Origin of the sequence: Streptomyces sp. NPDC004126 (assembly GCF_050275515.1) — a bacterium.
Taxonomy (GTDB): Bacteria; Actinomycetota; Actinomycetes; order Streptomycetales; family Streptomycetaceae; genus Streptomyces.
The window spans coordinates 39320-64510 of the sequence record NZ_JBNNPF010000018.1; the positions used below are offsets into that span (position 1 = coordinate 39320).

Annotated in this window: 23 protein-coding genes and 1 pseudogene; 13 read left to right on the forward strand and 11 right to left on the reverse strand. The window is 72.1% G+C overall.

The genetic code is table 11. The features are described 5' to 3' along the window. Positions 1-15 precede the first annotated feature (15 nt). A complete protein-coding gene (locus tag ACQKM2_RS18750; RefSeq protein WP_427711004.1) occupies positions 16-639 on the forward strand; it encodes a hypothetical protein in 624 nt (207 codons plus the stop codon). Between the two features lie 567 nt (positions 640-1206). Here ACQKM2_RS18750 and ACQKM2_RS18755 read toward each other — a convergent pair. Then, the gene (locus tag ACQKM2_RS18755) at positions 1207-1461 is read right to left on the reverse strand and encodes a hypothetical protein (RefSeq protein WP_427711005.1); all 255 of its coding nucleotides are present in this window, start codon (positions 1459-1461) and stop codon (positions 1207-1209) included. Between the two features lie 246 nt (positions 1462-1707). Beyond that, entirely contained in the window at positions 1708-2892 is a 1185-nt protein-coding gene (locus ACQKM2_RS18760; RefSeq protein WP_427711007.1) for a helix-turn-helix domain-containing protein, read from the reverse strand. 161 nt (positions 2893-3053) lie between these two features. Here ACQKM2_RS18760 and ACQKM2_RS18765 point away from each other — a divergent pair. Beyond that, positions 3054-3533, forward strand: a pseudogene (locus ACQKM2_RS18765) (XRE family transcriptional regulator); the annotation flags it as partial. A gap of 708 nt (positions 3534-4241) precedes the next feature. On the opposite strand, the gene ACQKM2_RS18770 reads toward ACQKM2_RS18765, so the two are convergent. From ACQKM2_RS18770 to ACQKM2_RS18780, 3 genes are all read right to left on the reverse strand, one after another. Then, positions 4242-5888 (reverse strand): phospho-sugar mutase, encoded by a 1647-nt coding sequence (locus ACQKM2_RS18770; RefSeq protein ID WP_427711008.1) that lies wholly within the window; start codon positions 5886-5888, stop codon positions 4242-4244. A 46-nt stretch (positions 5889-5934) separates the two neighbouring features. After that, positions 5935-6741, reverse strand: a complete 807-nt coding sequence (locus ACQKM2_RS18775; protein WP_427711010.1) for a purine-nucleoside phosphorylase — start codon at positions 6739-6741, stop codon at positions 5935-5937. A 157-nt stretch (positions 6742-6898) separates the two neighbouring features. Then, complete coding sequence (locus ACQKM2_RS18780; protein WP_007266087.1) at positions 6899-7336, reverse strand: gamma-glutamylcyclotransferase; 438 nt, start codon at positions 7334-7336, stop codon at positions 6899-6901. Positions 7337-7498: 162 nt separating this feature from the next. On the opposite strand from ACQKM2_RS18780, the gene ACQKM2_RS18785 reads away from it, so the two are divergent. Together ACQKM2_RS18785 and ACQKM2_RS18790 are read left to right on the forward strand one after the other, a co-directional pair. After that, positions 7499-8938, forward strand: coding sequence for an NAD(P)H-quinone dehydrogenase (locus tag ACQKM2_RS18785; RefSeq protein ID WP_427711012.1), 1440 nt, complete (start codon positions 7499-7501; stop codon positions 8936-8938). 236 nt (positions 8939-9174) lie between these two features. Further along, positions 9175-10104: a DeoR/GlpR family DNA-binding transcription regulator gene (locus tag ACQKM2_RS18790; protein ID WP_427711182.1), complete on the forward strand. Its 930-nt coding sequence runs from the start codon at positions 9175-9177 to the stop codon at positions 10102-10104. A 254-nt stretch (positions 10105-10358) separates the two neighbouring features. On the opposite strand, the gene ACQKM2_RS18795 is transcribed toward ACQKM2_RS18790, so the two are convergent. Then, positions 10359-12122 carry an acetyl/propionyl/methylcrotonyl-CoA carboxylase subunit alpha gene (locus ACQKM2_RS18795; RefSeq protein ID WP_427711013.1) on the reverse strand — a complete coding sequence of 588 codons (1764 nt, stop codon included), beginning with the start codon at positions 12120-12122 and terminating at the stop codon, positions 10359-10361. Between the two features lie 389 nt (positions 12123-12511). Here ACQKM2_RS18795 and ACQKM2_RS18800 point away from each other — a divergent pair, with 389 nt between their 5' ends. Continuing rightward, on the forward strand, positions 12512-12955 hold the full coding sequence (locus ACQKM2_RS18800; RefSeq protein WP_427711015.1) for a hypothetical protein: 444 nt from the start codon (positions 12512-12514) through the stop codon (positions 12953-12955). Here the strand turns inward: ACQKM2_RS18800 and ACQKM2_RS18805 are convergent. From ACQKM2_RS18805 to ACQKM2_RS18820, 4 genes are all read right to left on the reverse strand, one after another. After that, entirely contained in the window at positions 12936-13544 is a 609-nt protein-coding gene (locus ACQKM2_RS18805; RefSeq protein WP_427711016.1) for a Maf family protein, read from the reverse strand. The two genes, ACQKM2_RS18800 and ACQKM2_RS18805, sit on opposite strands and share 20 nt — an antisense overlap. 49 nt (positions 13545-13593) lie before the next feature. Then, the gene (mmpB, locus tag ACQKM2_RS18810; protein ID WP_267033075.1) at positions 13594-13728 is read right to left on the reverse strand and encodes a morphogenic membrane protein MmpB; all 135 of its coding nucleotides are present in this window, start codon (positions 13726-13728) and stop codon (positions 13594-13596) included. Positions 13729-13820: 92 nt separating this feature from the next. Beyond that, the gene (locus tag ACQKM2_RS18815) at positions 13821-14033 is read right to left on the reverse strand and encodes an acyl-CoA carboxylase epsilon subunit (protein WP_125599251.1); all 213 of its coding nucleotides are present in this window, start codon (positions 14031-14033) and stop codon (positions 13821-13823) included. Positions 14034-14054: 21 nt separating this feature from the next. Continuing rightward, a complete protein-coding gene (locus tag ACQKM2_RS18820) occupies positions 14055-15647 on the reverse strand; it encodes an acyl-CoA carboxylase subunit beta (protein ID WP_125599239.1) in 1593 nt (530 codons plus the stop codon). Between the two features lie 131 nt (positions 15648-15778). Between ACQKM2_RS18820 and ACQKM2_RS18825 the strand changes: the two genes are divergently transcribed. The 5 genes from ACQKM2_RS18825 (at position 15779) to hutH (ending at position 21768) form a co-directional block, all read left to right on the forward strand. Beyond that, positions 15779-16645, forward strand: coding sequence for a biotin--[acetyl-CoA-carboxylase] ligase (locus ACQKM2_RS18825; RefSeq protein WP_427711018.1), 867 nt, complete (start codon positions 15779-15781; stop codon positions 16643-16645). Positions 16646-16852: 207 nt separating this feature from the next. Next, positions 16853-18004, forward strand: coding sequence for an adenylate/guanylate cyclase domain-containing protein (locus ACQKM2_RS18830; RefSeq protein WP_427711020.1), 1152 nt, complete (start codon positions 16853-16855; stop codon positions 18002-18004). Between the two features lie 26 nt (positions 18005-18030). After that, positions 18031-18834: an enoyl-CoA hydratase/isomerase family protein gene (locus tag ACQKM2_RS18835; RefSeq protein WP_427711022.1), complete on the forward strand. Its 804-nt coding sequence runs from the start codon at positions 18031-18033 to the stop codon at positions 18832-18834. Positions 18835-18921: 87 nt separating this feature from the next. After that, positions 18922-20040, forward strand: a complete 1119-nt coding sequence (locus ACQKM2_RS18840; protein WP_427711024.1) for a GGDEF domain-containing protein — start codon at positions 18922-18924, stop codon at positions 20038-20040. Positions 20041-20226: 186 nt separating this feature from the next. Beyond that, positions 20227-21768 (forward strand): histidine ammonia-lyase, encoded by a 1542-nt coding sequence (gene hutH / locus ACQKM2_RS18845; protein WP_125599248.1) that lies wholly within the window; start codon positions 20227-20229, stop codon positions 21766-21768. A gap of 60 nt (positions 21769-21828) precedes the next feature. On the opposite strand, the gene ACQKM2_RS18850 is transcribed toward hutH, so the two are convergent. Further along, positions 21829-22215 carry an LPXTG cell wall anchor domain-containing protein gene (locus ACQKM2_RS18850; protein WP_427711026.1) on the reverse strand — a complete coding sequence of 129 codons (387 nt, stop codon included), beginning with the start codon at positions 22213-22215 and terminating at the stop codon, positions 21829-21831. Positions 22216-22379: 164 nt separating this feature from the next. On the opposite strand from ACQKM2_RS18850, the gene ACQKM2_RS18855 reads away from it, so the two are divergent. The 3 genes from ACQKM2_RS18855 (at position 22380) to ACQKM2_RS18865 (ending at position 25182) form a co-directional block, all read left to right on the forward strand. After that, on the forward strand, positions 22380-22664 hold the full coding sequence (locus ACQKM2_RS18855) for a hypothetical protein (protein ID WP_285545531.1): 285 nt from the start codon (positions 22380-22382) through the stop codon (positions 22662-22664). A 159-nt stretch (positions 22665-22823) separates the two neighbouring features. Then, positions 22824-24068, forward strand: coding sequence for a L,D-transpeptidase (locus ACQKM2_RS18860; RefSeq protein WP_427711027.1), 1245 nt, complete (start codon positions 22824-22826; stop codon positions 24066-24068). 142 nt (positions 24069-24210) lie between these two features. Beyond that, a complete protein-coding gene (locus ACQKM2_RS18865) occupies positions 24211-25182 on the forward strand; it encodes a GNAT family N-acetyltransferase (RefSeq protein ID WP_427711029.1) in 972 nt (323 codons plus the stop codon). Positions 25183-25191 lie beyond the last annotated feature (9 nt).

Here is a 25191-nt window from a genome sequence, read left to right on the forward strand (position 1 = left end):
ACTGCGGCGCTGCTGATGGGGGCCCTCGCGCTGTCCGGATGCGGGATCCGGGCCACGACCGTCCCGGTCGACGTGGGCGCGGCCCCCTCCCGGGTGTCCTGCGAGACCGCCGGGCAGCCGGCCGGCCAGAGCGGCGTCCAGGGCTTCCGGGCCACGGTCGAGCTGGTCTGCGGATCGCAGCTGGTGGGCGTGGAACGCGTCGTCCCCGTCCCCGAGAAGCGCGCCACGGGGCAGCCCGTCGTACTGGTCGCGCAGGCGCTGCTGGAGGAACTGGAACGCAGCCCGTCGGCGGAGGAACGCGACGGCGGCTTCACCACCAGCGTCCCCGACCAGCTGTCGGCCTCCCCGGCCCGCCCCGGCGACCCGGCGGGAACACTGCGGCTGAGCCGCAAGCCGGAGGACCTGCCGCCGGTGGCGCTGGCCCAGATCGTCTGCACCCTGTCGGCGAGCGACGCCGTCTCCGCCGGCCCGGGCCCGGTCGTCCTCGGCGGCCCGAACGCCGACCCGCCCCGCGCCTGGGAGTGCACGGACGCAGTCCGCTCCCGCCCGGAGTCGGTCCCGACCCTGGGCGACCTGGCCTCCCCGACGCCGACGGCGTCGCCGACGACGTCGCCGGTGCCGTCGCCTTCGGCGTCGTAGGAGGCTCGCGGTCGGGGCGCGCTGCTTCCCCCGCGAGGGGGTGGGGTCGGGCGGTGTTTGCCCACCCGCCCCCTTGTCTGCGGGCCGGTGGGCTGGGGGCGGGACCCTCTCGGGCGGTAGTCAGGGAGGGTTTGGGGGTTTCCCGTCAGTCCCATCGTCCTTCCGGTTCGGGCCGCCCTGTCAAGGGCGCTCCCTGCGGTCGCGTCGCTTCGCGATGTCGCTGCGCTCCACCCTTGACAGGCCGTCCCGCCCCGGAATGCCGAAAGACTGCCGGGAAACCCCCAAAAGGAACGGTCACAGGGGGAGACGAGCGAGAAGCGGTTCCGTCGGAGATGAGGCGAGGGGCCGGGGGCTGGCCCACCGCGCATCCGGGCCCTGGAGTCCTGATCCCGAGCCGGGGGCGCGGCTACCCGGACGAGAGGCCGAACAGAGCAGCTCAGGCAGCCGACAGGCGCGTCAGATCGCTACGCGCTCCTCCCGTCTCAGCGTCCGACGACCGTCTGGGGCTGATGCCGGCACGAGAGGTCGAAAGGACCAGCCCAGGGAGCCGACAGGCGCGACAGATCGCTACGCGCTCCTCTGATCTCGGCGGCCGGCGGCCGTCTTGGGCTGGTCGTAGGCGGGTTCGACGTTGGTGGCGGCGGTGGTGAATTCACGGCCGGAGGAGTTGCGGATGTAGGCGAGCTCCATCCAGTGCTCGATGCCGGTGTCGGAGACGTTCTCGTTGATCACGGCCATCAGCACCCCCTCGGTACCGGATGCGATGTCGCGGACGCGCTGGTGGAGGAGGCGGTGGGGCACGTACTCGTAGCACTCACTCATCGGATGCCGCCTTGAAGGTCGTGAGGAAGCGCTCCCAGCCGGCCAAGGCTCGGTCAAGTAGATCCGTGCTGGGTTCCGCTATGGCATCCACCCGCACCACGAGGGTGTCCGAGGTCTCGTCGTGAGCGCAGTTGCACATTGGGCACTCCCTACCGTCGTTGGCGGATGGTGTGACCAGGGTGGGGGGACAAGAAGGCCCCAACTATCACGAGTTGGTGATAGTCGGGGCCAGTGGGTGGCTGAGCGTTATACGCCCAGCCAGTTCCCGTAGGACAGGAAGTTATCGGGAAGCTGACGGCGGGCGGCTTCCAGTCCGGTGTACGTGTCTCTCACCGTCTGGTGGTAGCGGGCCTGTTGTGGTGCTGCTTTGCGGGCACGGAGGAGGTTCTCGAATGACGCTTCCAGGTCGCCGGTCCACAGTTGTGCCCGGGCGAGTTCGGCGTAGTGGTGGCCCTTCCTCGACTTCGGCCAGTCGCCCGGGATCTGGATGGTGCGCCCTGTGCGGGTTGCCTCGCCGTATTCGTCGAGTTCGGCCAAGACGCTCACCCGGTGGACCTTCACGTTGGTCGGTCCGAAGGACAGGTAGTGCACGGTGGGGCTTTCCCCGGTACCCGAGGCGATCCTGTCGGCCTCGGCCAGGTGGATCTCGGCGGTCGCCTTGTCCTTGGAGCGGCCGGCCATGACCGCCGCACCCAGGTGGAGCTGACCGGTGGCGACCTCGCGTTCGCGACCGGGTTCGGCCTGTTCCAGCAGGCTCAGACCGAGGGTCGTGAGGCGCTGGCCGGTGCGGTATTGGCCGTCGCGGAGGTAGCTGAGGGCGCGCATGTACCGGTAGATACCGCCGAGCGTCGCGTTGGAGGCACGCTCGGCGGCCCAGTCCATGCGAGCGAGCGCGATGGCCGCCAGGTCGCCGTAACCGAGCTTGGTGGCGACGTCGTACGCCGTGCGGTAGGTGCTCGCCAGCAGCATCCAGCGCTCATGACCGGGCGCGGCGTGCGCAGCCGTGGTGGCTTCCAGGATGAGGCCCGGGACCGATGTTGCCGCCTGCTTGATCTCTCCCGCACGGACCGCGACGAGGAGGGCTTCGGCATCGTCCACGAGGAGTTGGTGCGGGCGGGGGCTGATCTCTGGGTCGACGCCGAGGTCGTAGACGTCGAGGGCTTCGCGGATCGGCTGAACCAGGACGTCCAGCTGGTCTTCGCGGAGTTCGGAAATGTAGGGCTGGCCGATGACCGTGGCAACGTCGACACGGAGTGCACGGGCTACCTGGGCGATGACGTAAGGCGATGCGGGCTTCACGCCCTGCTCGGCTTTCGTCAGTGTGGAGTAGGGGACTTGGGAGAGCTCGGAGAGAGCCGTCTGAGTGAGGCCGCGCTCCAGGCGCAGGCGCTTGATGCGCGCGCCGGTGTGGTCGTGCGGGAGAGCGTGCATGCTGAGCTCCGTTCTGACTCGACACCAGAACAGTATCCGGACAGCCGAAATCACCCCCGTCCCGTTGAGCAGTGCCTGACCCCTCGGGACGAGTGTCGGCGCTCGGCGTCGGGTATCGAATGCCCGCGACTGCGTCGCGCGCAGTGCACCAGAGGAGTTGGGGAGGGCAAGTCATGAAGACCACGGCACCCACGTCCGCTGTTGCAGGGGCGCAGGCGGGTGAGGAGACGTTCTCGGGGGTGTGGCTCAGCCGCTACGAGTTCTTCTCTTCGAGCCGGGACGCCTCGTACGAGGGCAAGCACTATGTGGTGATCGTCCAGCACGGGAACCGTCTGACCGCTCAGAGCCTGCCCGGGGCGAGCAGCAACCCGGACAGCCCGCTCACTCTCGACCTGACCCTCGACCGCAACGTCGTCACAGGTACCTGGGTCGAGCAGACCGCCGCAGACGGCTATTACAACGGAGCCCGCTACCACGGGGCGATCCAACTCCTGGTGGAGCCGACCGGACGTTGCATGGCCGGCAAATGGGTCGGTTTCGGCAAGGACTTCGACGTCAACACCGGCCCTTGGGAACTGCGCCTCGTGGACCGGTCCACGACCAAGGCAACGCTGGAGAGGTACAGCCAGCCCCCGGAATGATCCGACCTGAGCACCTGACGTCCTGCAGCGCGGACATCAGCCCCGGACGGCCGTCAGCCGCTGAGACGGGAGGAGCGCGTAGCGATCTGTCGCGCCCATCCGCTTTCCCCCGCTGCTCTGATCGTCCTCTCGTGCAGGTATCGGCCACAGGCGGTCGTCGGACGCTGAGACGGGAGGAGCGCGTAGCGATCTGACGCGCCCCTCGGCTCCCTGGGCTGCTCTGGTCGGCCTCTCGTGCGGGTAGCCGGGCCCCCGGCCCGGAATCGCAGATGTGAGGGCCCGGATGCCCGGCGTGCCGGCCCCCGGCCCCTCGCCTCATCTCCGACGGGCCCGCTTCTGGCTTCTCTCCCCCTGTGACCGTTCCTTTTGGGGGTTTCCCGGCAGTCTTTCGGCTTTCCGTGGCGGGACGGCCTGTCAAGGGTCGCCGAAGGCGATCGCGAAGCGACGCGACGAAGGAGCGCCCTTGACAGGGCGGCCCGACGCGGAAGGACGATGGGACTGACGGGAAACCCCCAAACCCTCCCTGACTACCGCCCGAGAGGGTCCCGCCCCCAGCCCACCGGCCCGCAGACGAGGGGGCGGGTGGGCAGCCGCCGGCCGGCCCCCGCCCCCTCGCGGGGGAGATGGAAGCCCGCGCCGGGAGCCGCGTACGCCGACGGCCCCCTCAGCCTGGGCTGAGGGGGCCGTCCGGGTGCTGCGGGCGTGGGGTCAGAGGCCCATGGCCGCCGCGAGGTCCTTCTTCACCGCGTCCAGGATTTCCTGGCCGCGCACGCGGGCGCCGGCGAGGTCGGAGGCTTCCGCCACCGGGACGACCACCTCCAGGTAGCACTTGAGCTTGGGCTCCGTGCCGGAGGGGCGGCAGATGACGCGGGCCTTGTAGTCGCCGTCCAGGTAGTAGCGCAGGCCGTCCGTGGGCGGGAGCTTCTCGGTGCCCTGCGACAGGTCCTCCGCCGAGACCACCCGCAGGCCCGCCAGGGAGGCCGGGGGTTCGGCGCGCAGCTGCGCCATGGCGTTGGCGATGACCGAGAGGTCCGAGACGCGGACCGACAGCTGGTCGGTGTGGTGCAGGCCGTGGGCCATCGCCAGGTCGTCCAGGAGGTCGGTCAGGGTGCGGCCCTGCTCCTTGAGCACGGAGGCGAGCTCGGCGACCAGCAGGGCGGCGGTGATGCCGTCCTTGTCGCGGACGCCCTCGGGGTCCACGCAGTAGCCGAGGGCTTCCTCGTAGCCGTAGCGCAGGCCGTCGACGCGGGCGATCCACTTGAAGCCCGTCAGGGTCTCCTCGTAGCCGACGCCGGCCGCCTCCGCGATCCGGCCGAGGAGGGAGGACGAGACGATGGATTCCGCGAAGACGCCCTGGGCGCCCTTGTGGACCAGGTGGGCCGCGAGGAGCGCGCCGACCTCGTCGCCGCGCAGCATGCGCCAGCCGCCGTTGTCCGGGACCGCGACCGCGCAGCGGTCGGCGTCCGGGTCGTTGGCGATGACGATGTCGGGCTGGACCTCGGCGGCCTTCGCGAAGGCCAGGTCCATGGCGCCCGGCTCCTCCGGGTTCGGGAACGCGACCGTCGGGAAGGCCGGGTCGGGCTCGGCCTGCTCGGCGACGAGCACCGGCTCGGGGAAGCCGTGGCGGGCGAAGGCGGCCAGGACGACGTCCTTGCCGACGCCGTGCATGGCCGTGTAGACGGTCCGCACGCCCCGGGGGGAGCCGGGGGTCAGGACGGCGTCCGTGCGGGTCAGGTAGGCCTCCAGGACCTCCTCGTCGAGCTGCAGCCAGCCGTCCTGGGGCTGCGGTACGTCGGCCAGCGCGCCGACGGCCGCGATCTGCGCCGCGATCTCGGTGTCCGCGGGGGACACGATCTGGGAGCCGTCGCCGAGGTAGACCTTGTAGCCGTTGTCCCGGGGAGGGTTGTGGCTGGCGGTCACCTCGACGCCGGCGACGGCGCCGAGGTGCCTTATGGCGTACGCGAGGACGGGCGTCGGCAGCGGCCGGGGCAGGACGGCCGCGCGCAGTCCGGCGCCGGTCATCACGGCGGCGGTGTCGCGGGCGAAGTCCGCGGACTTGTAGCGGGCGTCGTAGCCGACGACGACGAGGCCGCCGTCGTGGCCCTCGGCCTTCAGGTAGGCCGCGAGGCCCGCCGCGGCGCGGATGACCACGGAGCGGTTCATCCGCATCGGGCCGGCGCCGATCTCACCGCGCAGTCCGGCGGTGCCGAACTGGAGCGTGCCGGAGAAGCGGTCCGCGAGCTCGGCCGTGTCGTTCGCGTCGATCAGGGCAGCGAGCTCCGCCGCCGTCTCCGGGTCCGGGTCCTCGGCCAGCCAGGTCCGGGCCCGGGTGAGGAGGTCGTCCTGTTCCTGCACTGCTTCCGCCTTGCCTCTCGTACGTCGTCGGTGTCGATCGTGTCGATCAGATGCGGGCGAGGACCTGCGTCAGCAGCGTGCCCATGCGGGCGGCGGAGTCGCGGCCGGCCTGGAGGACCTCTTCGTGGTTCAGCGGCTCGCCGGACAGGCCCGCGGCCAGGTTGGTGACCAGGGAGATGCCGAGGACCTCGGCGCCGGCCTCGCGGGCGGCGATGGCTTCGAGCACGGTGGACATGCCGACCAGGTCGGCGCCCATGACGCGGATCATGTTGATCTCGGCCGGGGTCTCGTAGTGCGGGCCGGGGAACTGGACGTAGACGCCCTCTTCGAGGGTCTCGTCGATCTCCTTGCACATCGCGCGCAGGCGCGGCGAGTACAGGTCGGTGAGGTCGACGAAGTTCGCGCCGACGATCGGCGAGGTGGCCGTCAGGTTGAGGTGGTCGCTGATCAGGACCGGCTGGCCGGGCTGCATGCCCTGGCGGAGGCCGCCGCAGCCGTTGGTCAGGACGACGGTCTTGCAGCCGGCGGCGACGGCGGTGCGCACGCCGTGGGCGACGGCGGCGACGCCGCGGCCCTCGTAGTAGTGGGTCCGGCCGAGGAAGACCAGGGCGCGCTTGTCGCCGATCTTGTACGAGCGGATCTTGCCGCCGTGGCCCTCGACGGCGGCGGGCGGGAAGCCGGGCAGCTCGGTGACGAGGAACTCGGACTCGGGGGCGCCGAGCGCCTCTGCGGCGGGGGCCCAGCCGGAGCCCATGACGAGGGCGACATCGTGGGATTCGACGCCGGTGAGCTCGCGGAGGCGGGCGGCGGCGGCGTCGGCGGCGGCGAAGGGGTCGGTAACAGATGCGTTCACGCAGACGAGCGTAGCCGCTTATCGCCTACGCGCGTAGATGGCGCAGCTCACGGTGTTCGGATCGTTGCCTTGTCGTTTCCGCCGAATCGTCCCCGTCCGCCCCTGCGCCCGTACGGGCGGTCAAGCCCCAGCAGGCCCCGGCAGGGCACGGCAGGGCTCAGCAGGGGCGCTTGCGGAGCTCCATGACGTAGTCGTGCGGTGCGCCGGCCGATTCGGCGGCGTCCGCGATCTCGCCCAGGTAGCGGGCCGAGGGCAGGCCGCCCTCGTAGCCGTTGAGGACGTAGCACCAGGCCGCCTCCTCGCCGTCCAGGGTGTGGACGCGGATCCGCATGCGGCGGTAGATGTCGAGGCCGACACCCTCCCAGCGGTCCATGGAGTCCTCGTCGAGCGGGGCGATGTCGTACAGCGCGACGAAGACCTGCTGGCGCGGGGCCTCCACGATGGTGGCGAGGGCGCCTTCCCAGCCCATCTGCTCGCCGCCGAAGGTCAGCCGCCAGTCGTTGATCCAGCCCGTGCCGCGCAGCGGGGAATGGGGAGCGCGGCGCGTCATCAGCCGCGGGTCGAGGTTGCCGGCGTACGCGGCGTAGAGCGACATGAGGTCGAGGGTACGGGAGGCTCGCCCCGGCCCGCGTGTCCGGATGGTGCGAGCACCTTGATGCGTGCGGGACAATGGGGCACGGAATGCATCCCCCGGGGAGAACCCCCGGACCACCGGCCGGGGCGGCAGCCGGCCGGGTAGACGTGAGGCGGACTTTTCGTGACCCGGATCGTGATCATCGGCGGCGGACCCGGCGGGTATGAGGCAGCCCTGGTGGGGGCCCAGCTCGGCGCGGAGGTGACCGTCGTCGACTGCGACGGTCTGGGCGGGGCGTCGGTGCTGACCGACTGCGTGCCCTCGAAGACCCTCATCGCGACCGCAGAGGTCATGACGACCTTCGACTCGTCGTACGAGGAGCTGGGGATCGTCGTCGCGGACGACACCCCGCACATCGAGCAGGCCGCCCGCGTCGTCGGTGTGGACCTCGGCAAGGTGAACCGGCGCGTGAAGCGCCTCGCGCTGGCGCAGTCCCACGACATCACCGCCTCCGTGACCCGGGCCGGCGCCCGCGTGATGCGCGGCCGCGGCAAGCTCGGCGGCCCGCAGGGCATCGACGGCACGCGCGACGTCATCGTCACCGCCGCCGACGGCACGGAGACGATCCTCACCGCCGACGCCGTGCTGATCGCCACGGGCGGCACCCCCCGCGAGATCCCGGACGCGATGCCCGACGGGGAGCGGATCCTGAACTGGACCCAGGTCTACGACCTGGAGGAGCTCCCCGAGGAGCTGATCGTGGTCGGCTCCGGTGTGACCGGTGCCGAGTTCGCCGGCGCGTACCAGGCGCTGGGCTCCCGGGTGACCCTGGTGTCCTCGCGCGACCGCGTGCTGCCCGGCGAGGACCCGGACGCGGCCGCCGTCCTGGAGGACGTCTTCCGCCGCCGCGGCATGAACGTCATCGGCCGTTCGCGCGCCGAGTCCGCCAAGCGGGTCGGCGACCGGGTCGAGGTCACCCTCTCCGATGGTCGCGTGATCACGGGCACCCACTGCCTGATGGCGGTCGGCGCGATCCCGAACACCCGGAACATGAACCTGGAGGAGTCCGGGGTCCGGCTCAAGGAGTCCGGGCACATCTGGACCGACAAGGTGTCGCGCACGTCCTCGCCGGGCGTGTACGCGGCCGGCGACGTGACGGGCGTGTTCGCGCTCGCCTCCGTCGCCGCCATGCAGGGCCGCATCGCGATGTACCACTTCCTCGGCGACGCGGTGGCCCCGCTGAACCTGAAGACGGTCTCCTCGAACGTCTTCACCGACCCCGAGATCGCCACCGTCGGCTACACCCAGGCCGACGTGGACGCCGGCAAGATCGACGCCCGTGTGGTGAAGCTGCCGCTGCTGCGCAACCCGCGCGCGAAGATGCAGGGCATCCGGGACGGTTTCGTGAAGCTGTTCTGCCGTCCGGGCACCGGGATCGTGGTGGGCGGTGTCGTCGTCTCGCCGCGCGCGAGCGAGCTGATCCACCCCATCTCGATCGCCGTCGACAACAACCTGACCGTCGAGCAGATCGCAAACGCGTTCACCGTGTACCCCTCGCTGTCGGGTTCGATCGCCGAAGTGGCCCGCCAGTTGCACACCCGCAAGGCGGGCGACGAGGCGTAGCGGGCCCCGCCCCGAGGCCCAACCGCCCCTTCCCGTACGCGGGTTGGGGCGGAAGCCGAGGTGGGGCGGGGGCTTGTGGTGGCGGGGGCCGGCAAGTGGGCCCGCCGCGTATACCACCTGTCGGGCCGTCGTATGGACAACTTCGGTATTCCGGCGCAAAGAGCTGAAAGCAGACGGTCGTTGGGGTTACTGTCAGTTTCGTGTTCGCTGCTGAACGTCGCCAATTGATCCTCGAAATGGTGCGGGCCAACGGTGCGGTATCGCTCCGGGAGCTCGCCCGCGTCGTCCAGACCTCCGAAGTGACCGTACGTCGGGACGTGCGGGCACTGGAGGCAGAAGGACTCCTCGACCGCCGGCACGGCGGTGCGGTCTTGCCGGGCGGTTTCACGCGGGAGTCCGGCTTTCCGCAAAAGTCCCATCTCGCGACGGCGGAGAAGACCGCCATCGCCGATGTCGCGGCCGGCCTCGTCGAAGAAGGCGAGGCCGTCGTCGTCGGCGCGGGTACCACGACCCAGGAGCTGGCCCGCCGGCTCGCACGGGTGCCCGGTCTGACCGTCGTCACCAACTCGCTGCTCGTCGCCCAGGCGCTGGCGCACGCCAACCGGGTGGAGGTGGTGATGACCGGCGGCACGCTGCGCGGCTCGAACTACGCCCTCGTGGGCAGCGGCGCCGAGCAGTCCCTGCAGGGGCTGCGGGTCTCCCGGGCGTTCCTGTCCGGGAGCGGCCTGACCGCCGAGCGCGGGCTCTCCACCTCCAACATGCTCTCCGCGAGCGTGGACCGGGCGCTGGTGCAGGCGGCGGCGGAGGTCGTCGTACTGGCCGACCACACGAAGCTCGGCACGGACACGATGTTCCAGACCGTGCCGACGGACGTGATGACGCGGCTGGTGACGGACGAGCCCCCGCAGCACGACGAACGGGCCGCGACGGAGCTCCAGGCGCTGGCCGACCAGGGCGTGCAGATCACCGTGGCCGGGTCGGCGCCGGTGGCCGGCGGCCACGGGGGCGCCGGGGACGGGATGCCGGGGCGCAGGCCGCGCCGGGAGTCCCCGCTGCCGGTCCAGCGGCGCGGCGGGCCGACCGCGCAGCTGCGCAGCGCGCCGGCGTCGCTGCTGGAGCAGCAGGCGGGGGAGCGGGGGCGGGTCGCGGACATGCGGCGTCGCTAGCCGCTCGGGGTGGGGTTCTGCCGGGCGGTTCCCGCCAGGGCGGCCCGTCGGGACACCGGCCGGTGGCTGCGGTGCGGTGCCCTGAGGGGCTGGTCCCCTACCCGCCCCTCTCCCGCTCACCGGGGCTTCGCCCCGGACCCCTTCCTGGGGGCTCCGCCCCCAGACCCCGCGCCTCAAACGCCGGCGGGGCTATCCATGGCGAAGGCCCCCGTCCGGGATGCCGGGCGGGGGCCTTCGCGTGGAGCGGCGGGGCGTCAGTCCTTGATCTCGCAGATCGTGGCGCCCGAGGTGAGGGAGGCTCCGACTTCGGCCGTGAGGCCGACGATGGTGCCGGAGCGGTGCGCGTTCAGCGGCTGCTCCATCTTCATCGCCTCCAGGACGACGACCAGGTCGCCCTCGTTGACCTGCTGGCCCTCCTCGACCGCGACCTTGACGATCGTGCCCTGCATCGGCGACGCGAGGGTGTCGCCGGAAGCGGCCGGGCCGGACTTCTTGGCGGCGCGGCGCTTCGGCTTGGCACCGCCGGCGGCGGCCGTGCGGGCCAGGGTCATGCCCAGCGAGGACGGGAGGGAGACCTCCAGGCGCTTGCCGCCGACCTCGACGACGACCGTCTCGCGGCCCGGCTCGTCCTCGGTCTCCTCGGCCGCCGGAGCGGCGAAGGGCTTGATCTCGTTGACGAACTCCGTCTCGATCCAGCGGGTGTAGACCGTGAACGGGTTGCCGTCCGTGGGGGCGAAGGCCGGGTCCACGACGACCGCGCGGTGGAACGGGATGGCCGTGGCCATGCCCTCCACCTCGAACTCGGCGAGCGCACGCGCGGCACGCTGCAGGGCCTGCTCGCGGGTGGCGCCCGTGACGATCAGCTTGGCGAGCAGCGAGTCCCAGGCGGGGCCGATGACCGAGCCGGACTCGACGCCCGTGTCGAGGCGGACGCCCGGACCGGTCGGCGGGGCGAACTTGGTGACGGTGCCCGGGGCGGGCAGGAAGCCGCGGCCCGGGTCCTCGCCGTTGATGCGGAACTCGAAGGAGTGGCCGCGCAGCTCCGGGTCGCCGTAGCCGAGCGCCTCGCCGTCGGCGATGCGGAACATCTCGCGCACCAGGTCGATGCCCGAGACCTCCTCGGTGACCGGGTGCTCGACCTGCAGGCGGGTGTTGACCTCCAGGAAGGAGATCAGGCCGTCGGCGGAGACCAGGAACTCGACCGTGCCGGCGCCGACGTAGCCGGCCTCCTTCAGGATCGCCTTCGACGCCGCGTACAGCTCGGCGTTCTGAGCCTCCGACAGGAACGGCGCGGGGGCTTCCTCGACCAGCTTCTGGTGGCGGCGCTGCAGCGAGCAGTCACGGGTGGAGACGACGACCACGTTGCCGTGCGTGTCCGCGAGGCACTGGGTCTCGACGTGGCGCGGCTTGTCGAGGTAGCGCTCGACGAAGCACTCGCCGCGGCCGAAGGCGGCCACGGCCTCGCGCACGGCGGACTCGTAGAGCTCCGGCACCTCTTCGAGGGTGCGGGCGACCTTGAGGCCGCGGCCGCCACCGCCGAAGGCGGCCTTGATGGCGATGGGCAGGCCGTGCTCCTGGGCGAACGCGACGACCTCGTCGGCACCGGAGACGGGGTCGGGGGTGCCCGCGACGAGCGGGGCCCCGGCGCGCTGGGCGATGTGGCGGGCGGCCACCTTGTCGCCGAGGTCGCGGATGGCCTGCGGCGGCGGGCCGATCCAGGTCAGGCCGGCGTCGAGCACGGCCTGGGCGAAGTCGGCGTTCTCGGAGAGGAAGCCGTATCCAGGGTGGATGGCGTCCGCACCGGAGTCCGCGGCTGCCTGCAGTACCTTCGCGATGTCGAGGTAGCTGGTTGCCGGGGTGTCACCGCCCAACGCGAAAGCTTCGTCTGCCGCGCGGACGTGCAGGGCATCCCGGTCCGGATCGGCGTAGACGGCTACGCTCCCGATTCCGGCATCCCGGCAGGCCCGAGCAACGCGGACAGCGATTTCGCCACGGTTGGCGATGAGCACCTTGCGCACGATGGCTCCCTCCTTGAAACAAGCTGAGTTTAGGGACAGTCGACACGGCCTTACGACCCTTCCCCAATGGTGACCTTGCCCACACGGAGTGTTATTCGAGTGCCCCTTGAGTGGGAAAGCCCGTGTGTCGCCCCAGGTCAGGGAGATCCCCGACTGCACAGTAACCCCGTGGGGAGGGGGAGGTCTCTGTTCGGCGGGTCAGCGGCCCCCGCCGATTCTTTGTGGAGTCCCTACGAACAGCCTATGCATTCTTTGAGTGAGGGCCGTCACGCGCGCCCCGCGCGCCCTTTCCCGTAACGAAGCGGGCCCGGACTCTTGTCCGAAGGTTTACTCGTTAGTAGCCTCCCAGGCGTCGAACACGCTTGTGGCGTGGGAGGGATGGGGGCGTCGTGCTGCGCAGACTCGTGGCGGGGCTGGTCGCGATCGCGCTCGTCGCGGAGGCCGCCGTGCTCGTGCTCGTCCACCTCGTGCTGGGCCGGGCGACCGAGGCCCAGTCGATGTCCGTCGCGGGCATGGATCCGGATGTCATGGCCATGGCTACTTATGGCATGGGTGCCGGCATGGGCGCCTTCCTCCTGCTGTGCGCCGTCCTGGCCGCCGTCGCCGCCCTGCGCGACCGCCCGCCGGGCCGCCCCGCCCGCATCGTGCTCGTCGTCGCCGCCGTCACCCACGGGGTGCTCGGCGCCCTCGCCGTGGGACTCGTCGGCTGGGCCGCCTTCGCGGCGACGGCGGCGATCCTCTGCCTGCTCGTACTGACCCTGATGCTCTACGCCGGGCCGGCGGCCGGCCCGGCGGAACAGCCCGGCGGGAGCCTCAGGCCCACAAGTCCGTGATGGACACGTCCAGTTCGCCCAGCAGTGAGCGCAGCAGCGGCAGCGACAGCCCGATGACGTTGCCCGGGTCGCCGTCGATGCCGTCGATGAACGGCGCCGACAGGCCGTCCAGGGTGAACGCCCCGGCCACGTGCAGCGGCTCGCCGCTGGCCACGTACGCCGCCACCTCCGCGTCCGTCGGCTCGCCGAAGCGGACCGTCGTGGAGGCCGTCGCCGAGACCTGACGGCCGCTCGCCGTGTCGATCACGCAGTGGCCCGTGCGCAGCACCCCGGCCCGGCCGCGCATCGACTTCCAGCGGGCCGTGGCGTCGGCCGCGTCGGCCGGCTTGCCGAGCGCCTCGCCGTCCAGCTCCAGCACGGAGTCGCAGCCGATCACCAGGGCGCCCGCGGCCTCCTCCAGGCCCGCCACCACGCCCGCCTTGGCCTCGGCCAGGGCGAGCGCCAGGCCGGCCGGTTCGTCGTGGTCCAGGGTGTCCTCGTCGAAGCCGCTGACGATCACGTGCGGGGCGAGCCCGGCCTGCCGCAGCAGGTTCAGCCGGGCGGGCGAGGCGGAGGCGAGGACGAGCGTGCGTACGGTCATGGGGGCCATCGTAGGGCGGCCCCCGCGGTCGCCCGCGGCCGCCGCCGGGCCGGCCCCCCTAGAACGGGGGCACGCCGAGGACGTACACCGCGACCACCATCGCCAGTACGAGGACCACGAGCATCCGCCGGAGCATCGCCTGGGCGTCGCGCATGTCCTTCGGGGGCTCGTTCTTCGGGTCTGACCAGAGCATGCCCCGATCCTGGCCCGTGGTACGCCGGTGGCGCCTGAGTACGGGTACTCAGGCGCCACCGTCCGTTCGCGCCATCTTCCGGAACGCGGGGCTCAGCCCCGTCCGGGCCAGTACGTGCGGCCCCACGCGCGCGGCCCGGGCAGCATCTGGCGCCGCCGCGCCACCCGGCTCGGCGAGGCCCACTCGTCCGGGACCCGGGGCGCGCCCGACGGGGCCGAGGCCAGCGCCGCCGCGCGCGCTTGGACCACCGCCAGTGCGGCGGCCAGCTCCTCGGGGGTCGGGTTGCCCTTGACGACCTTGATCACCACAGAGTCCTCCTGGAGGGCCTAGAGGGGGATGTTGCCGTGCTTCTTCGGGGGCAGCGACTCCCGCTTCGTACGCAGCTGCCGCAGCCCCTTCACCACGTGGGCGCGGGTCTCGGACGGCATGACCACCGCGTCGACGTAACCGCGCTCGGCGGCGGTGTACGGGTTCAGCAGGGTGTCCTCGTACTCGGTGATGAGCCGTGCCCTGGTCTCCTCCACCTCCTCCGGAGCGGCCTCCGCGATGGTGCGCCGGTGCAGGATGTTCACCGCGCCCTGCGCGCCCATGACGGCGATCTGGGCGGTCGGCCAGGCCAGGTTCAGGTCCGCGCCGAGGTGCTTGGAGCCCATGACGTCGTAGGCGCCGCCGAAGGCCTTGCGCGTGATGACGGTGATGAGGGGGACGGTGGCCTCGGCGTACGCGTAGATCAGCTTCGCGCCGCGCCGGATGATTCCGTTGTACTCCTGGTCGGTGCCGGGCAGGAAGCCCGGGACGTCGACGAACGTCAGCACCGGGATGTTGAAGGCGTCGCACGTCCGGACGAACCGCGCGGCCTTCTCGGAGGCGTTGATGTCCAGGCAGCCGGCGAACTGCATCGGCTGGTTGGCGACGACGCCCACCGGGTGTCCCTCGACCCGGCCGAAGCCCGTGAGGATGTTCGGGGCGAACAGGGACTGCGTCTCCAGGAACTCCCCGTCGTCCAGCACGTGCTCAATCACAGTGTGCATGTCGTACGGCTGGTTCGCACTGTCCGGGATCAGGACGTCGAGTTCCAGGTCGGTCCCGGAGACCTCGGTGTCCGCCTCCTCGGGGAAGGCGGGCGGCTCGGAGAGGTTGTTCGACGGCAGGTACGCGAGCAGCGACTTCACGTACTCGATCGCGTCCTTCTCGTCACCGGCCATGTGGTGGGCGACGCCGGACGTGCTGTTGTGCGTGCGCGCCCCGCCCAGCTCCTCGAAGCCGACGTCCTCGCCGGTGACCGTCTTGATGACGTCCGGGCCGGTGATGAACATGTGCGAGGTCTGGTCGACCATGACCGTGAAGTCGGTGATGGCCGGCGAGTACACGGCGCCGCCCGCGCAGGGCCCCACGACCAGGCTGATCTGCGGGATCACGCCCGAGGCGTGGACGTTGCGGCGGAAGATCTCGCCGTACATCCCGAGCGCGCTGACGCCCTCCTGGATGCGGGCGCCGCCGGAGTCGTTGATCCCGACGACCGGGCAGCCGGTCTTCAGGGCGAAGTCCATCACCTTGATGATCTTCTGGCCGTAGACCTCGCCGAGGGCCCCGCCGAAGACGGTGAAGTCCTGGGAGAACACGGCCACCGGCCGGCCGTCCACCGTGCCGTAGCCGGTGACGACGCCGTCGCCGTAGGGGCGGGTCTTCTCCAGTCCGAAGTTGGTCGACCGGTGCCGGGCGAACTCGTCCAGCTCTACGAAGGACCCCTCGTCCAGCAGCAACGCCACGCGCTCACGTGCCGTCAGCTTGCCCTTGGCGTGCTGCTTCTCGACGGCGCGCTCGGAACCGGCGTGCGTGGCTTCCTCGACGCGGCGCCGCAGGTCCGCGAGCTTGCCCGCGGTCGTGTGCATGTCGATCGGCTCTGAGGGTTGGGACATCGGGGTCGCGGCTCCCTGTGTGGTGTCAACTGCCTGGTCAATTGATTGACTGCTGCTGGCTACTGGTGCGTAGCGTATCGGCGGGCATGGCGCTCGGCAGTGCGGCGTTTGACACACCTACATTTACTTGCATGACTCCACAAGATGCTTCAGCCGGAGCAGGTCAGGGCCGCTGGTCGAGCCTGGACCGCCCGCCCCTGAACGCCTCCGCGCTCACGAAGGCGCTCGTCACGCCGGACGGCCTGTGGACCTCGCTGGAGGTCGTCGCCGCCACCGGGTCCACCAACTCCGATCTCGCGGCCCGTGCCGCGGAACTGCCCGAGGGCGCCGTGCTGGTCGCCGAGGAGCAGACGGCCGGGCGCGGGCGGCTGGACCGCAGCTGGGTCGCGCCGGCCCGGTCGGGGCTGTTCTTCTCCGTGCTGTTCAAGCCGGGCCCGGGCGTACCGCAGGAGCGGTGGGGGTGGCTGCCGCTGCTGGCCGGGGTGGCCGCCGCGGCCGGGCTCTCGCGGGGCGCGGGCGTGGACGCCGCGCTCAAGTGGCCGAACGACCTCCTGGTGAACGTGGAGGGGGAGGAGCGCAAGACCGGCGGCATCCTCGCGGAGCGGGTCGCGGACGGGGTGGTCCTCGGCATCGGCCTCAACGTCACCCTCACGGAGGACGAGCTCCCCGTGCCGGCGGCCGGGTCGCTGGCGCTGGCCAAGGCGTCGGTCACCGACCGGGAGCCGCTGCTGAAGGCCGTGCTGCGGTCGCTGGAGGAGTGGTACGGGCGCTGGCGCGACGCCGCCGGCGACCCGGCCGACAGCGGCCTGCAGGAGGCGTACGCCGCCGGCTGCGCGACGCTGGGCCGCCACGTCCGCGCGGACCTGCCGGGCGGGCGCGAGCTCACCGGAACGGCCGAAGCGGTGGACGCGGACGGCCGGCTGGTGATCCGCACCGCCGACGACGCCCGCGAGGCCGTGGGGGCGGGGGACGTGGTGCACCTGAGGTCGGTCCGCTAGCGCTGCCGCTCGGGGTGCGGGGGTCCGGGACGGATCCCCGCACCCCACGGGCGGCGGGGCCGCCGGCCGTCCGGTTGGCTCGATCGGGGCCGGGGGCGGAACTGGGGGAGTGAGCTACGGCACACCTGCCGTATGGTTTAGGCGATCCCGGTCCTCCCGGTGATCACCCGGTTCGGCAGCGCGCACGGAATGGACAGGAGGCGGCCCTTGACCGTCGACGACTCTAAGTCCAGCGCGTCCGGTTCCGGCGGGAATCCGGGCACCCCGATCGGGCGGGACCAGCACACGCCCTTCCACGAGGTCGACCACGCGGCCCAGCCGACGGCCGACCCGCTCGCCATCCGGCTGGAGCAGCTGATCCTGGGCGCGGAGCGGCGGTACACGCCGTTCCAGGCGGCCCGGAGCGCGGGTGTGTCGATGGAGCTGGCCTCGCGGTTCTGGCGGGCCATGGGCTTCGCCGACATCGGGCAGGCCAAGGCCCTGACGGAGGCCGACGTGCTGGCGCTGCGGCGCCTGGCCGGCCTGGTGGAGGCGGGGCTGCTGAGCGAGCCCATGGCGGTGCAGGTGGCCCGGTCCACCGGGCAGACCACCGCCCGGCTGGCCGAATGGCAGATCGATTCCTTCCTGGAGGGGCTGACGGAGCCCCCCGAGCCGGGCATGACCCGCACGGAGGTCACGTACCCGCTGGTCGAGCTGCTGCTGCCGGAGCTGGAGGAGTTCCTCGTCTACGTGTGGCGGCGCCAGCTGGCGGCCGCGACCGGCCGTGTCGTACAGGTCGCGGACGACGAGGAGATGGTCGACCGGCGCCTCGCGGTGGGCTTCGCGGACCTGGTGGGCTTCACCCGGCTGACGCGGCGGCTGGAGGAGGAGGAGCTCGGCGAGCTGGTCGAGGCCTTCGAGACGACGGCGGCGGACCTGGTGGCCGCGCACGGCGGCCGGCTGATCAAGACGCTGGGCGACGAGGTGCTGTACTGCGCCGACGACGCGGCTACGGCCGCCGAGATCGCGCTGCGGCTGATCGAGACCATGGAGGCGGACCCGCAGATGCCGGAGCTGCGCGTCGGGATCGCCTTCGGGACGGTGACGACCCGGATGGGCGACGTCTTCGGGACGACGGTGAACCTGGCCAGCCGGCTGACCTCCATAGCCCCGAAGGACGCGGTGCTGGTCGACGGGGCGATGGCCGAGGAGCTGAGCCGGACCGGCGCCGCGCCCAAGTCCGAGAAGGACGCCGAGAACGAGGAGGGCGGCGGCAGCTACCGCTTCGCGCTCCAGCCGATGTGGCAGCGGCCGGTCCGCGGCCTGGGAGTCGTCGAGCCCTGGTCGCTGACGCGGAGGACACCTAAGATCCCCGGGTAACGATCGTTAACCGGGAGGGTGGCAGCATGTCTGAGCAGCGCTTCGGAGAGTTCGTGGCGGTGCGGCGGCACGGCGACGGCGACGTGGTCGCCGAGCTCGTGCTGGACCGGCCGAAGGCGATGAACGCCGTCTCCACGGAGATGGCGCGCTCGGTCTCCGCCGCGTGCGACGCGCTCGCCGCGGACCCCGGCGTACGGGTCGTCGTACTCACCTCCACCCACGAGCGCGCCTTCTGCGTCGGCGCGGACCTCAAGGAGCGCAACTCCTTCACGGACGCCGAGCTGGTGCGCCAGCGGCCCACCACCCGCGGTGCGTACGGGGGCGTGCTGGAGCTGCCGATGCCGACGGTCGCGGCGGTGCACGGCTTCGCGCTGGGCGGCGGCTTCGAGCTGGCGCTGGCCTGCGACGTGATCGTGGCCGACGAGACGGCCGTGGTCGGGCTGCCCGAGGTGTCGGTGGGCGTGATCCCGGGCGGCGGCGGCACGCAGCTCCTGCCGCGCCGCGTCGGCGCGGCCCGGGCGGCGGAGCTCATCTTCACGGCCCGCCGCGTGGAGGCGGCCGAGGCCCTGTCCCTGGGCCTGGTCGACGAGGTCGCCCCGGCGGGCGGCGACCGTGCCCGCGCCCTGGAGCTGGCCCTGACGATGGCGGCGAACTCCCCGGTCGGCCTGCGCGCCGCCAAGCGGGCGCTGCGGCTGGGGCACGGGATGGACCTGGCGGCGGGACTGGAGATCGAGGACGCGGCCTGGCGGACGGTGGCCTTCTCCGGGGACCGGGCCGAGGGTGTGGCGGCCTTCAACGAGAAGCGCAAGCCGAACTGGCCGGGGGAGTAGGGCGGCGCGGCCTCTTGGGGTGACCTTCGGTCACCCCAAGAAGGGCTAACTGTCACTAAATCGGATAAAACTCCCTAGTCTGGGGTGATGGGAGTTGACGGGCGGCTGCGGGCCGTCGTGGCACTCGCGCAGGCCATGGCGGCGGCCTGCGCACCACGGGACAGCGTTCGGGCGGCCGCGCGGGGTGCCCGCCTGGCGATGGACGGCTCGTTCGCCGCGATCTCGGCCTGGGAGCGCGAGCGGGGGCGGCTGCGGGTCCTGGTGAACGAGGGTGAGCGGCGGGCCGGGGAGGAGGAGTTCCCCGAGGACGAGTCCTACCCCGTGCACGACTTCCCCGAGATCACCGAGTTCCTGCACGAGCGCTGGGCGGGCGGCGGCGGCCCGCACGCCTGGGTCGAGAGCGCCGTCGGCGACCGCCCCGGGCGGCGCGGGGACGCCCTGCGCCGGCGCGGGCGCGGTACGTGCGTGGTGGCGCCGATCGTGCTCAGCGGGCGGGCGTGGGGCGAGCTGTACGTGGCCCGGGACGAGGGGCTGCCGGACTTCGACGAGGACGACGCCGAGTTCGCGGCGGTACTGGCGGCGGTGGTGGCGGCGGGGCTCGCGCAGAACGAGCGGCTGGAGGAGGCCCGGCGCCTCGCCTTCACGGATCCGCTGACCGGCCTGGCCAACCGGCGGGCCGTGGACATGCGGCTCGACGAGGCGCTGGAGGAGCACCGGCGCAGCGGCACGGTGGTGAGCCTGGTGGTGTGCGACCTGAACGGCCTCAAGCGCGTCAACGACACCCTGGGGCACGCGACGGGCGACCGGCTGCTGGAACGCTTCGGCTCGGTGCTGAGCCTGTGCGGGGCGATGCTGCCGGGGGCGCTGGTCGCCCGGCTGGGCGGGGACGAGTTCTGCCTGGTCAGCGCGGGGCCGTCGGCGGACGAGGTGGTCCGGGTGACGGGGGAGGTCTGCGTGCGGGCCGCGGAGCTGGAGCTGGGCGAGGGCGTGGCGTGCGGGGTCGCCTCCACGGGCGACCCGATCGGGCCGGTGAAGTCCTCCCGGCGGCTGTTCCGCCTGGCGGACGCGGCGCAGTACAAGGCGAAGGCGGCCCGATCGGCGGAACCGGTGGTCGCGGGCCGCGACACCGCGGTGGTCCGCCTGGCCGACGCCGCGGCGGCCCGCGAGGGCCGGGGGGAGCGGCGGCGGTTCCGGGGGCGGCAGTAGGGGCGGGAGCGGGGCGCGGGAGCAGGGGCGGGAGTTGCCCGCCGGGCGCGGGGCGGGCGGACGGCCGCCGGCCCGGTCCCGGCCCCCGGCCCCTGCTGGATCACCCCGTCGCGCTCCGTGCGCGCCGTGGTCGGAAATGGAGGGGTGACATGAAGGGATTCAGTCCGTAGGGTGCTGAATATGGATATGCACACTGTCGTGGTGGGGACGTCCGGGACCACCGCCGAGGACGTCATCGCCGTCGCCCGCGGCAACGCGCGGATCGAGCTGTCCGCCGAGGCGCTGGAAGCGCTCGGCCGTGCTCGTGAGATCGTCGACGCGCTCGCCGCCAAGCCCGAGCCCGTCTACGGGGTCTCCACCGGCTTCGGGGCGCTCGCCTCCCGGCACATCAGCCCCGAGCTGCGCGCGCAGCTCCAGCGCAACATCGTCCGTTCGCACGCCGCCGGAATGGGCCCGCGCGTCGAGCGGGAGGTCGTCCGCGCCCTGATGTTCCTGCGTCTGAAGACGGTGGCCTCCGGGCACACCGGCGTGCGGCCCTCGGTCGCGCAGACCATGGCCGACCTGCTCAACGCCGGGATCACCCCCGTCGTGCACGAGTACGGCTCGCTCGGCTGCTCCGGCGACCTCGCACCGCTCTCCCACTGCGCGCTCGCGCTCATGGGCGAGGGCGACGCCGAGGGCCCCGACGGCACCGTCCGGCCCGCCGGCGAGCTGCTCGCCGAGCACGGCATCGAGCCCGTCGAGCTCCGGGAGAAGGAGGGCCTCGCCCTCCTCAACGGCACCGACGGCATGCTCGGCATGCTGGTGATGGCCCTCGCCGACCTCGACACGCTGTACAAGTCCGCCGACATCACGGCCGCGCTGACGCTGGAGGCGCTGCTCGGCACCGAGAAGGTCCTCGCCCCCGAGCTGCACGCCATCCGCCCGCACCCCGGGCAGGGCGCCTCGGCCGCCAACATGGCCGCCGTGCTGAAGGGGTCCGGGCTCACCGGGCACTTCCAGGAGGAGTCCGCGCCGCGCGTGCAGGACGCCTACTCGGTGCGCTGCGCCCCGCAGGTGGCCGGCGCGGGCCGCGACACCATGGCGCACGCCTCGCTCGTCGCCTCGCGCGAGCTGGCCGCGGCCGTCGACAACCCGGTCGTGCTGCCCGACGGCCGTGTGGAGTCCAACGGCAACTTCCACGGCGCGCCCGTGGCGTACGTGCTGGACTTCCTGGCCATCGCCGCCGCGGACCTCGGCTCCATCGCCGAGCGGCGGACCGACCGCCTGCTGGACAAGAACCGCAGCCACGGCCTGCCGCCGTTCCTCGCGGACGACGCCGGTGTCGACTCCGGTCTGATGATCGCCCAGTACACGCAGGCCGCCCTGGTCAGCGAGATGAAGCGGCTCGCCGTGCCGGCTTCGGCCGACTCGATCCCGTCCTCCGCCATGCAGGAGGACCACGTCTCGATGGGCTGGTCGGCGGCGCGCAAGCTGCGTACCGCGGTCGACAACCTGACGCGGATCATCGCCATCGAGCTGTACGCGGCCACCCGCGCCATCGAGCTGCGGCACGGGCTCACGCCGGCGCCGGCCAGCCAGGCCGCGATCGCCGCGACGCGGGCGGCGGGCGTGGAGGGTCCCGGCCCGGACCGCTTCCTCGCGCCGGACCTGGCCGCCGCCGACGCCTTCGTGCGCGCGGGCGGGCTCGTCGCGGCCGTGGAGCCGGTGACGGGTCCCCTCGCCTGACCCGGAGAGCGAACGGCGGAAGGGCCGCACCCCCGACGGGGTGCGGCCCTTCCGCCGTTCCTAGAGGCTGCGGGAGCGGCGTACGGAGAAGGCCACGAAGCCCGCGCCGAGGCCGAGGCAGAGCGTGCCGCCCAGTACGTAGGGGGTGGTGTCGATGCTGCCGGTGTCGGCGAGCGAGAGGACGGTGATGCCGGCCGGCCGCTCGTCGGAGGCGCCGGCGATGGTCCCCGTACCGGTGTCGGAGGCGTCGTCGGCGTCGTCGGCGCCGTCGTCGCCGTCGGCGTCCGCGGTGGTGTCCGAGACGGTTCCGGCGTTGGCGGCGGCGGGCGCGCCGTGGCCGCCCGCGGACGGGCCGGGGGCGGTGGCGTTCGCCGACGGGACGAACCAGAGGGCGGCGAGGAGGGTGGTCGCCCCGAGGGCGGTGAGCAGAGGTCGACGTGCGGACACGGTGCGATCCCCCTTGCGGAAGCAGCGAATTGGCCGTGTGCGCAGATGCTAGTTAAAGGGGCGGGTCGCGGGAAAGTCGAGGCTGTCGCGGGCTTACTCTCCGTCGTATGAACCCTTCTGATGCATCACGATACGTACGGCTTCGGGTGGATTTGGTGCTGGAGGTGTCGGACTCCGACGCCCTCATCGGCGCCGCGCTCGCGCACATCAAGGCCGACGAGTTCATGCCGGACGAGGAGCGCGCGCACGCGGAATCGGCGGTCATGGAGGACGAATCGGAGGCCCTGGCCTACCTCGTCGACCCCACTGACCTGGTCGCGGAGCTGACCGGAGTCGAGCTGGCGCAGGCTTCCTGGAGCAGTGAACCCGTCGAATACGACCCCGAGTCCCTGGAGTGGGACCTCGACGAGGAAGATGGTGGTTTCGAAGAAGGGGCCGACAACGCCTGACCGTGGGGTTGCACACATTCGAACGGAATGTGGAACCGAACCGCGTCGTTAACGCGTTGTCAGGACGAGCGGGGGGCGTCGCCCCCTGCCCGGCCCGATCCCGGGATCGCAGCCCGGGGTTTCACGGCAACGATGGAGTGACGTGTGAGGACGTACAGCATGCGGCGGAGAAGGTCCCTGGTGGCCGTGTCCGCCGTGCTCGGTGGGGTACTGATGCTCTCGGCCTGCAATGACGGGGGCGGCGACAAGTCCCAGGGCAGCTCGGACGCGGGCAAGTCCCAGGCGGAGGTCGACGCGGCGGCGGCCAAGGACGCCTCCAAGGCCCGAATAGCCATCACGCCCAAGGACGGCTCCACCAACGTCCCGCTGAACGACGGCACCAACGTCGCGGTCAGCGACGGCACGCTCACCAAGGTCGAGCTGAAGAGCTCCGACGGCACGGCCGTCGCGGGCAAGATCGCCGCCGACGGCAAGAGCTGGAAGCCGGACGCCGCGCTGAAGCGCTCCACGAAGTACGCCCTCGCGGCGACCGCGAAGGACGAGGCCGGCAAGGAGGCGCACGAGAACGCCTCCTTCACGACCCTCTCCCCGGAGAACAGCTTCGTCGGCTCCTTCGTGCCGGAGGAGGGCGAGACGGTCGGCGTGGGCATGCCGGTCTCGATCACCTTCAACAAGCCGATCAAGGACCAGAAGGCCGTCCAGGCGGCCATCAGCGTCACCTCCAGCAGCGGCCAGGAGGTCGTCGGCCACTGGTTCGGCAACCAGCGCCTGGACTTCCGCCCGGAGCAGTACTGGCAGGCGAACTCCACCGTCACCCTGAAGCTCGCCCTCCAGGGCGTCCAGGGCGCGCCCGGCGTCGTCGGCGCGCAGAACAAGACCGTCACCTTCAAGATCGGCCGGAGCCAGGTCTCCACCGTCGACGTGAAGGCCAAGACGATGACGGTCACCCGTGACGGACAGGTCCTCAAGACCATCCCGATCTCCGCCGGTTCTCCCGAGAACCCCACGTACAACGGCCAGATGGTGATCTCCGAGAAGTTCAAGGAGACCCGGATGGACGGCTCGACCGTGGGCTTCACGAACAAGGAGGGCAAGGGCGAGTACGACATCAAGGACGTCCCGCACGCGATGCGGCTGTCCACGTCCGGCACCTTCATCCACGGCAACTACTGGGGCGCCGACTCGATCTTCGGCAAGGTCAACACCAGCCACGGCTGTGTCGGTCTGAACGACGCCCAGGGCGCCAACGACCCGAACCAGCCCGGCGCCTGGTTCTTCGACAACTCGCTCATCGGCGACGTCGTCACCGTGGTGAACTCCCCGGACAAGATCATCAAGCCGGACAACGGCCTCAACGGCTGGAACATGTCGTGGGCCGAGTGGAAGGCCGCTCCGTCGGCCTGACGCCACGGCAGCGCACCACAGCGGTACGGACGGAAGGCGGGGAGCCCGGAAGGGCGCCCCGCCTTCCGGCGTTCGCGGGGTCCTTCGTGAACCAGGCGCAAAAGAAAGCACAGTTCAGGGCCTCAGCACCTACAGTCCAGCCATGACGAAGATCAACACCCTGTCCGTACCCCCGACCGACACCGAGGTCGACGCCTGGTGGGCCGTCCAGGTCGCCGCGCACGCCGGCGACGCGGCCGCCCTGCCGGCCGTACCCGCCCCCTCGCGGACGGAGGCCGCCGGACGGCTGCGCGTTCCGCCGGGACGCGGCCGGATGGCGCACTGGACGGCCGAGGACGGCACGGGACACGCCGCCCTGCTGCTCTTCACCGAGCAGGGCAACACCCACACCGCGTTCCTCGACGAGCTGACCGTGCGGCCCGACGCGCGCCGGCGCGGCGTGGGCACGGCCCTGTGGCAGCGGGTCCACCGGGAGCTCCTCGACCAGGGCCGCACCTCGGTCGCCACCGTCGCCGACCTCGGCGGCCCCGGGCAGGCCTTCGCGGAGTCCCTCGGCTTCGAGAACGTGCTCTCCATGGCCTGGTACGTACGGGAGCTCGGCGCCGACGGCCCGCCGCCCGTGCCCGCCACCCCCGGCTACGCCTTCCACGTCTGGCCCGGCCTGGTGCCCGACGAGTGGGCCCCGGCCACCGCCGTCGCCCACGGGGCGATGGAGGACGCCCCGAGCGGCGACAGCGAGGAGGCCTTCCTGCCCTGGACCGTCGAGCGGGTGCACCGCGCGCAGCAGCTGGTCCTGGACCGTGGCGGCGAGATCGCGCTGGCCGCGGCGGTCACCCCGGCCGGGGAGGTGGCCGCGTACACGGTGCTGGTGCTGCCGGATCCGGCGGGCCCGCGCGCCCTCCAGTACGACACCGTGGTCGTGCCCGCCCACCGGGGCCACGGCCTGGGCCGCGCGGTCAAGCTGCACATGGAGGCGTACGCCGCCGAGCACCTCCCGGGGCTGCGCTGGATCGGCACCACGGTGGCCGACGAGAACGCCCCGATGCTGGCGGTGAACGAGGCCCTCGGCTACCGGCGCGAACGCGGCGCGGGCCTCTTCCAGCTCAAGCTCTGACCCCCGCCC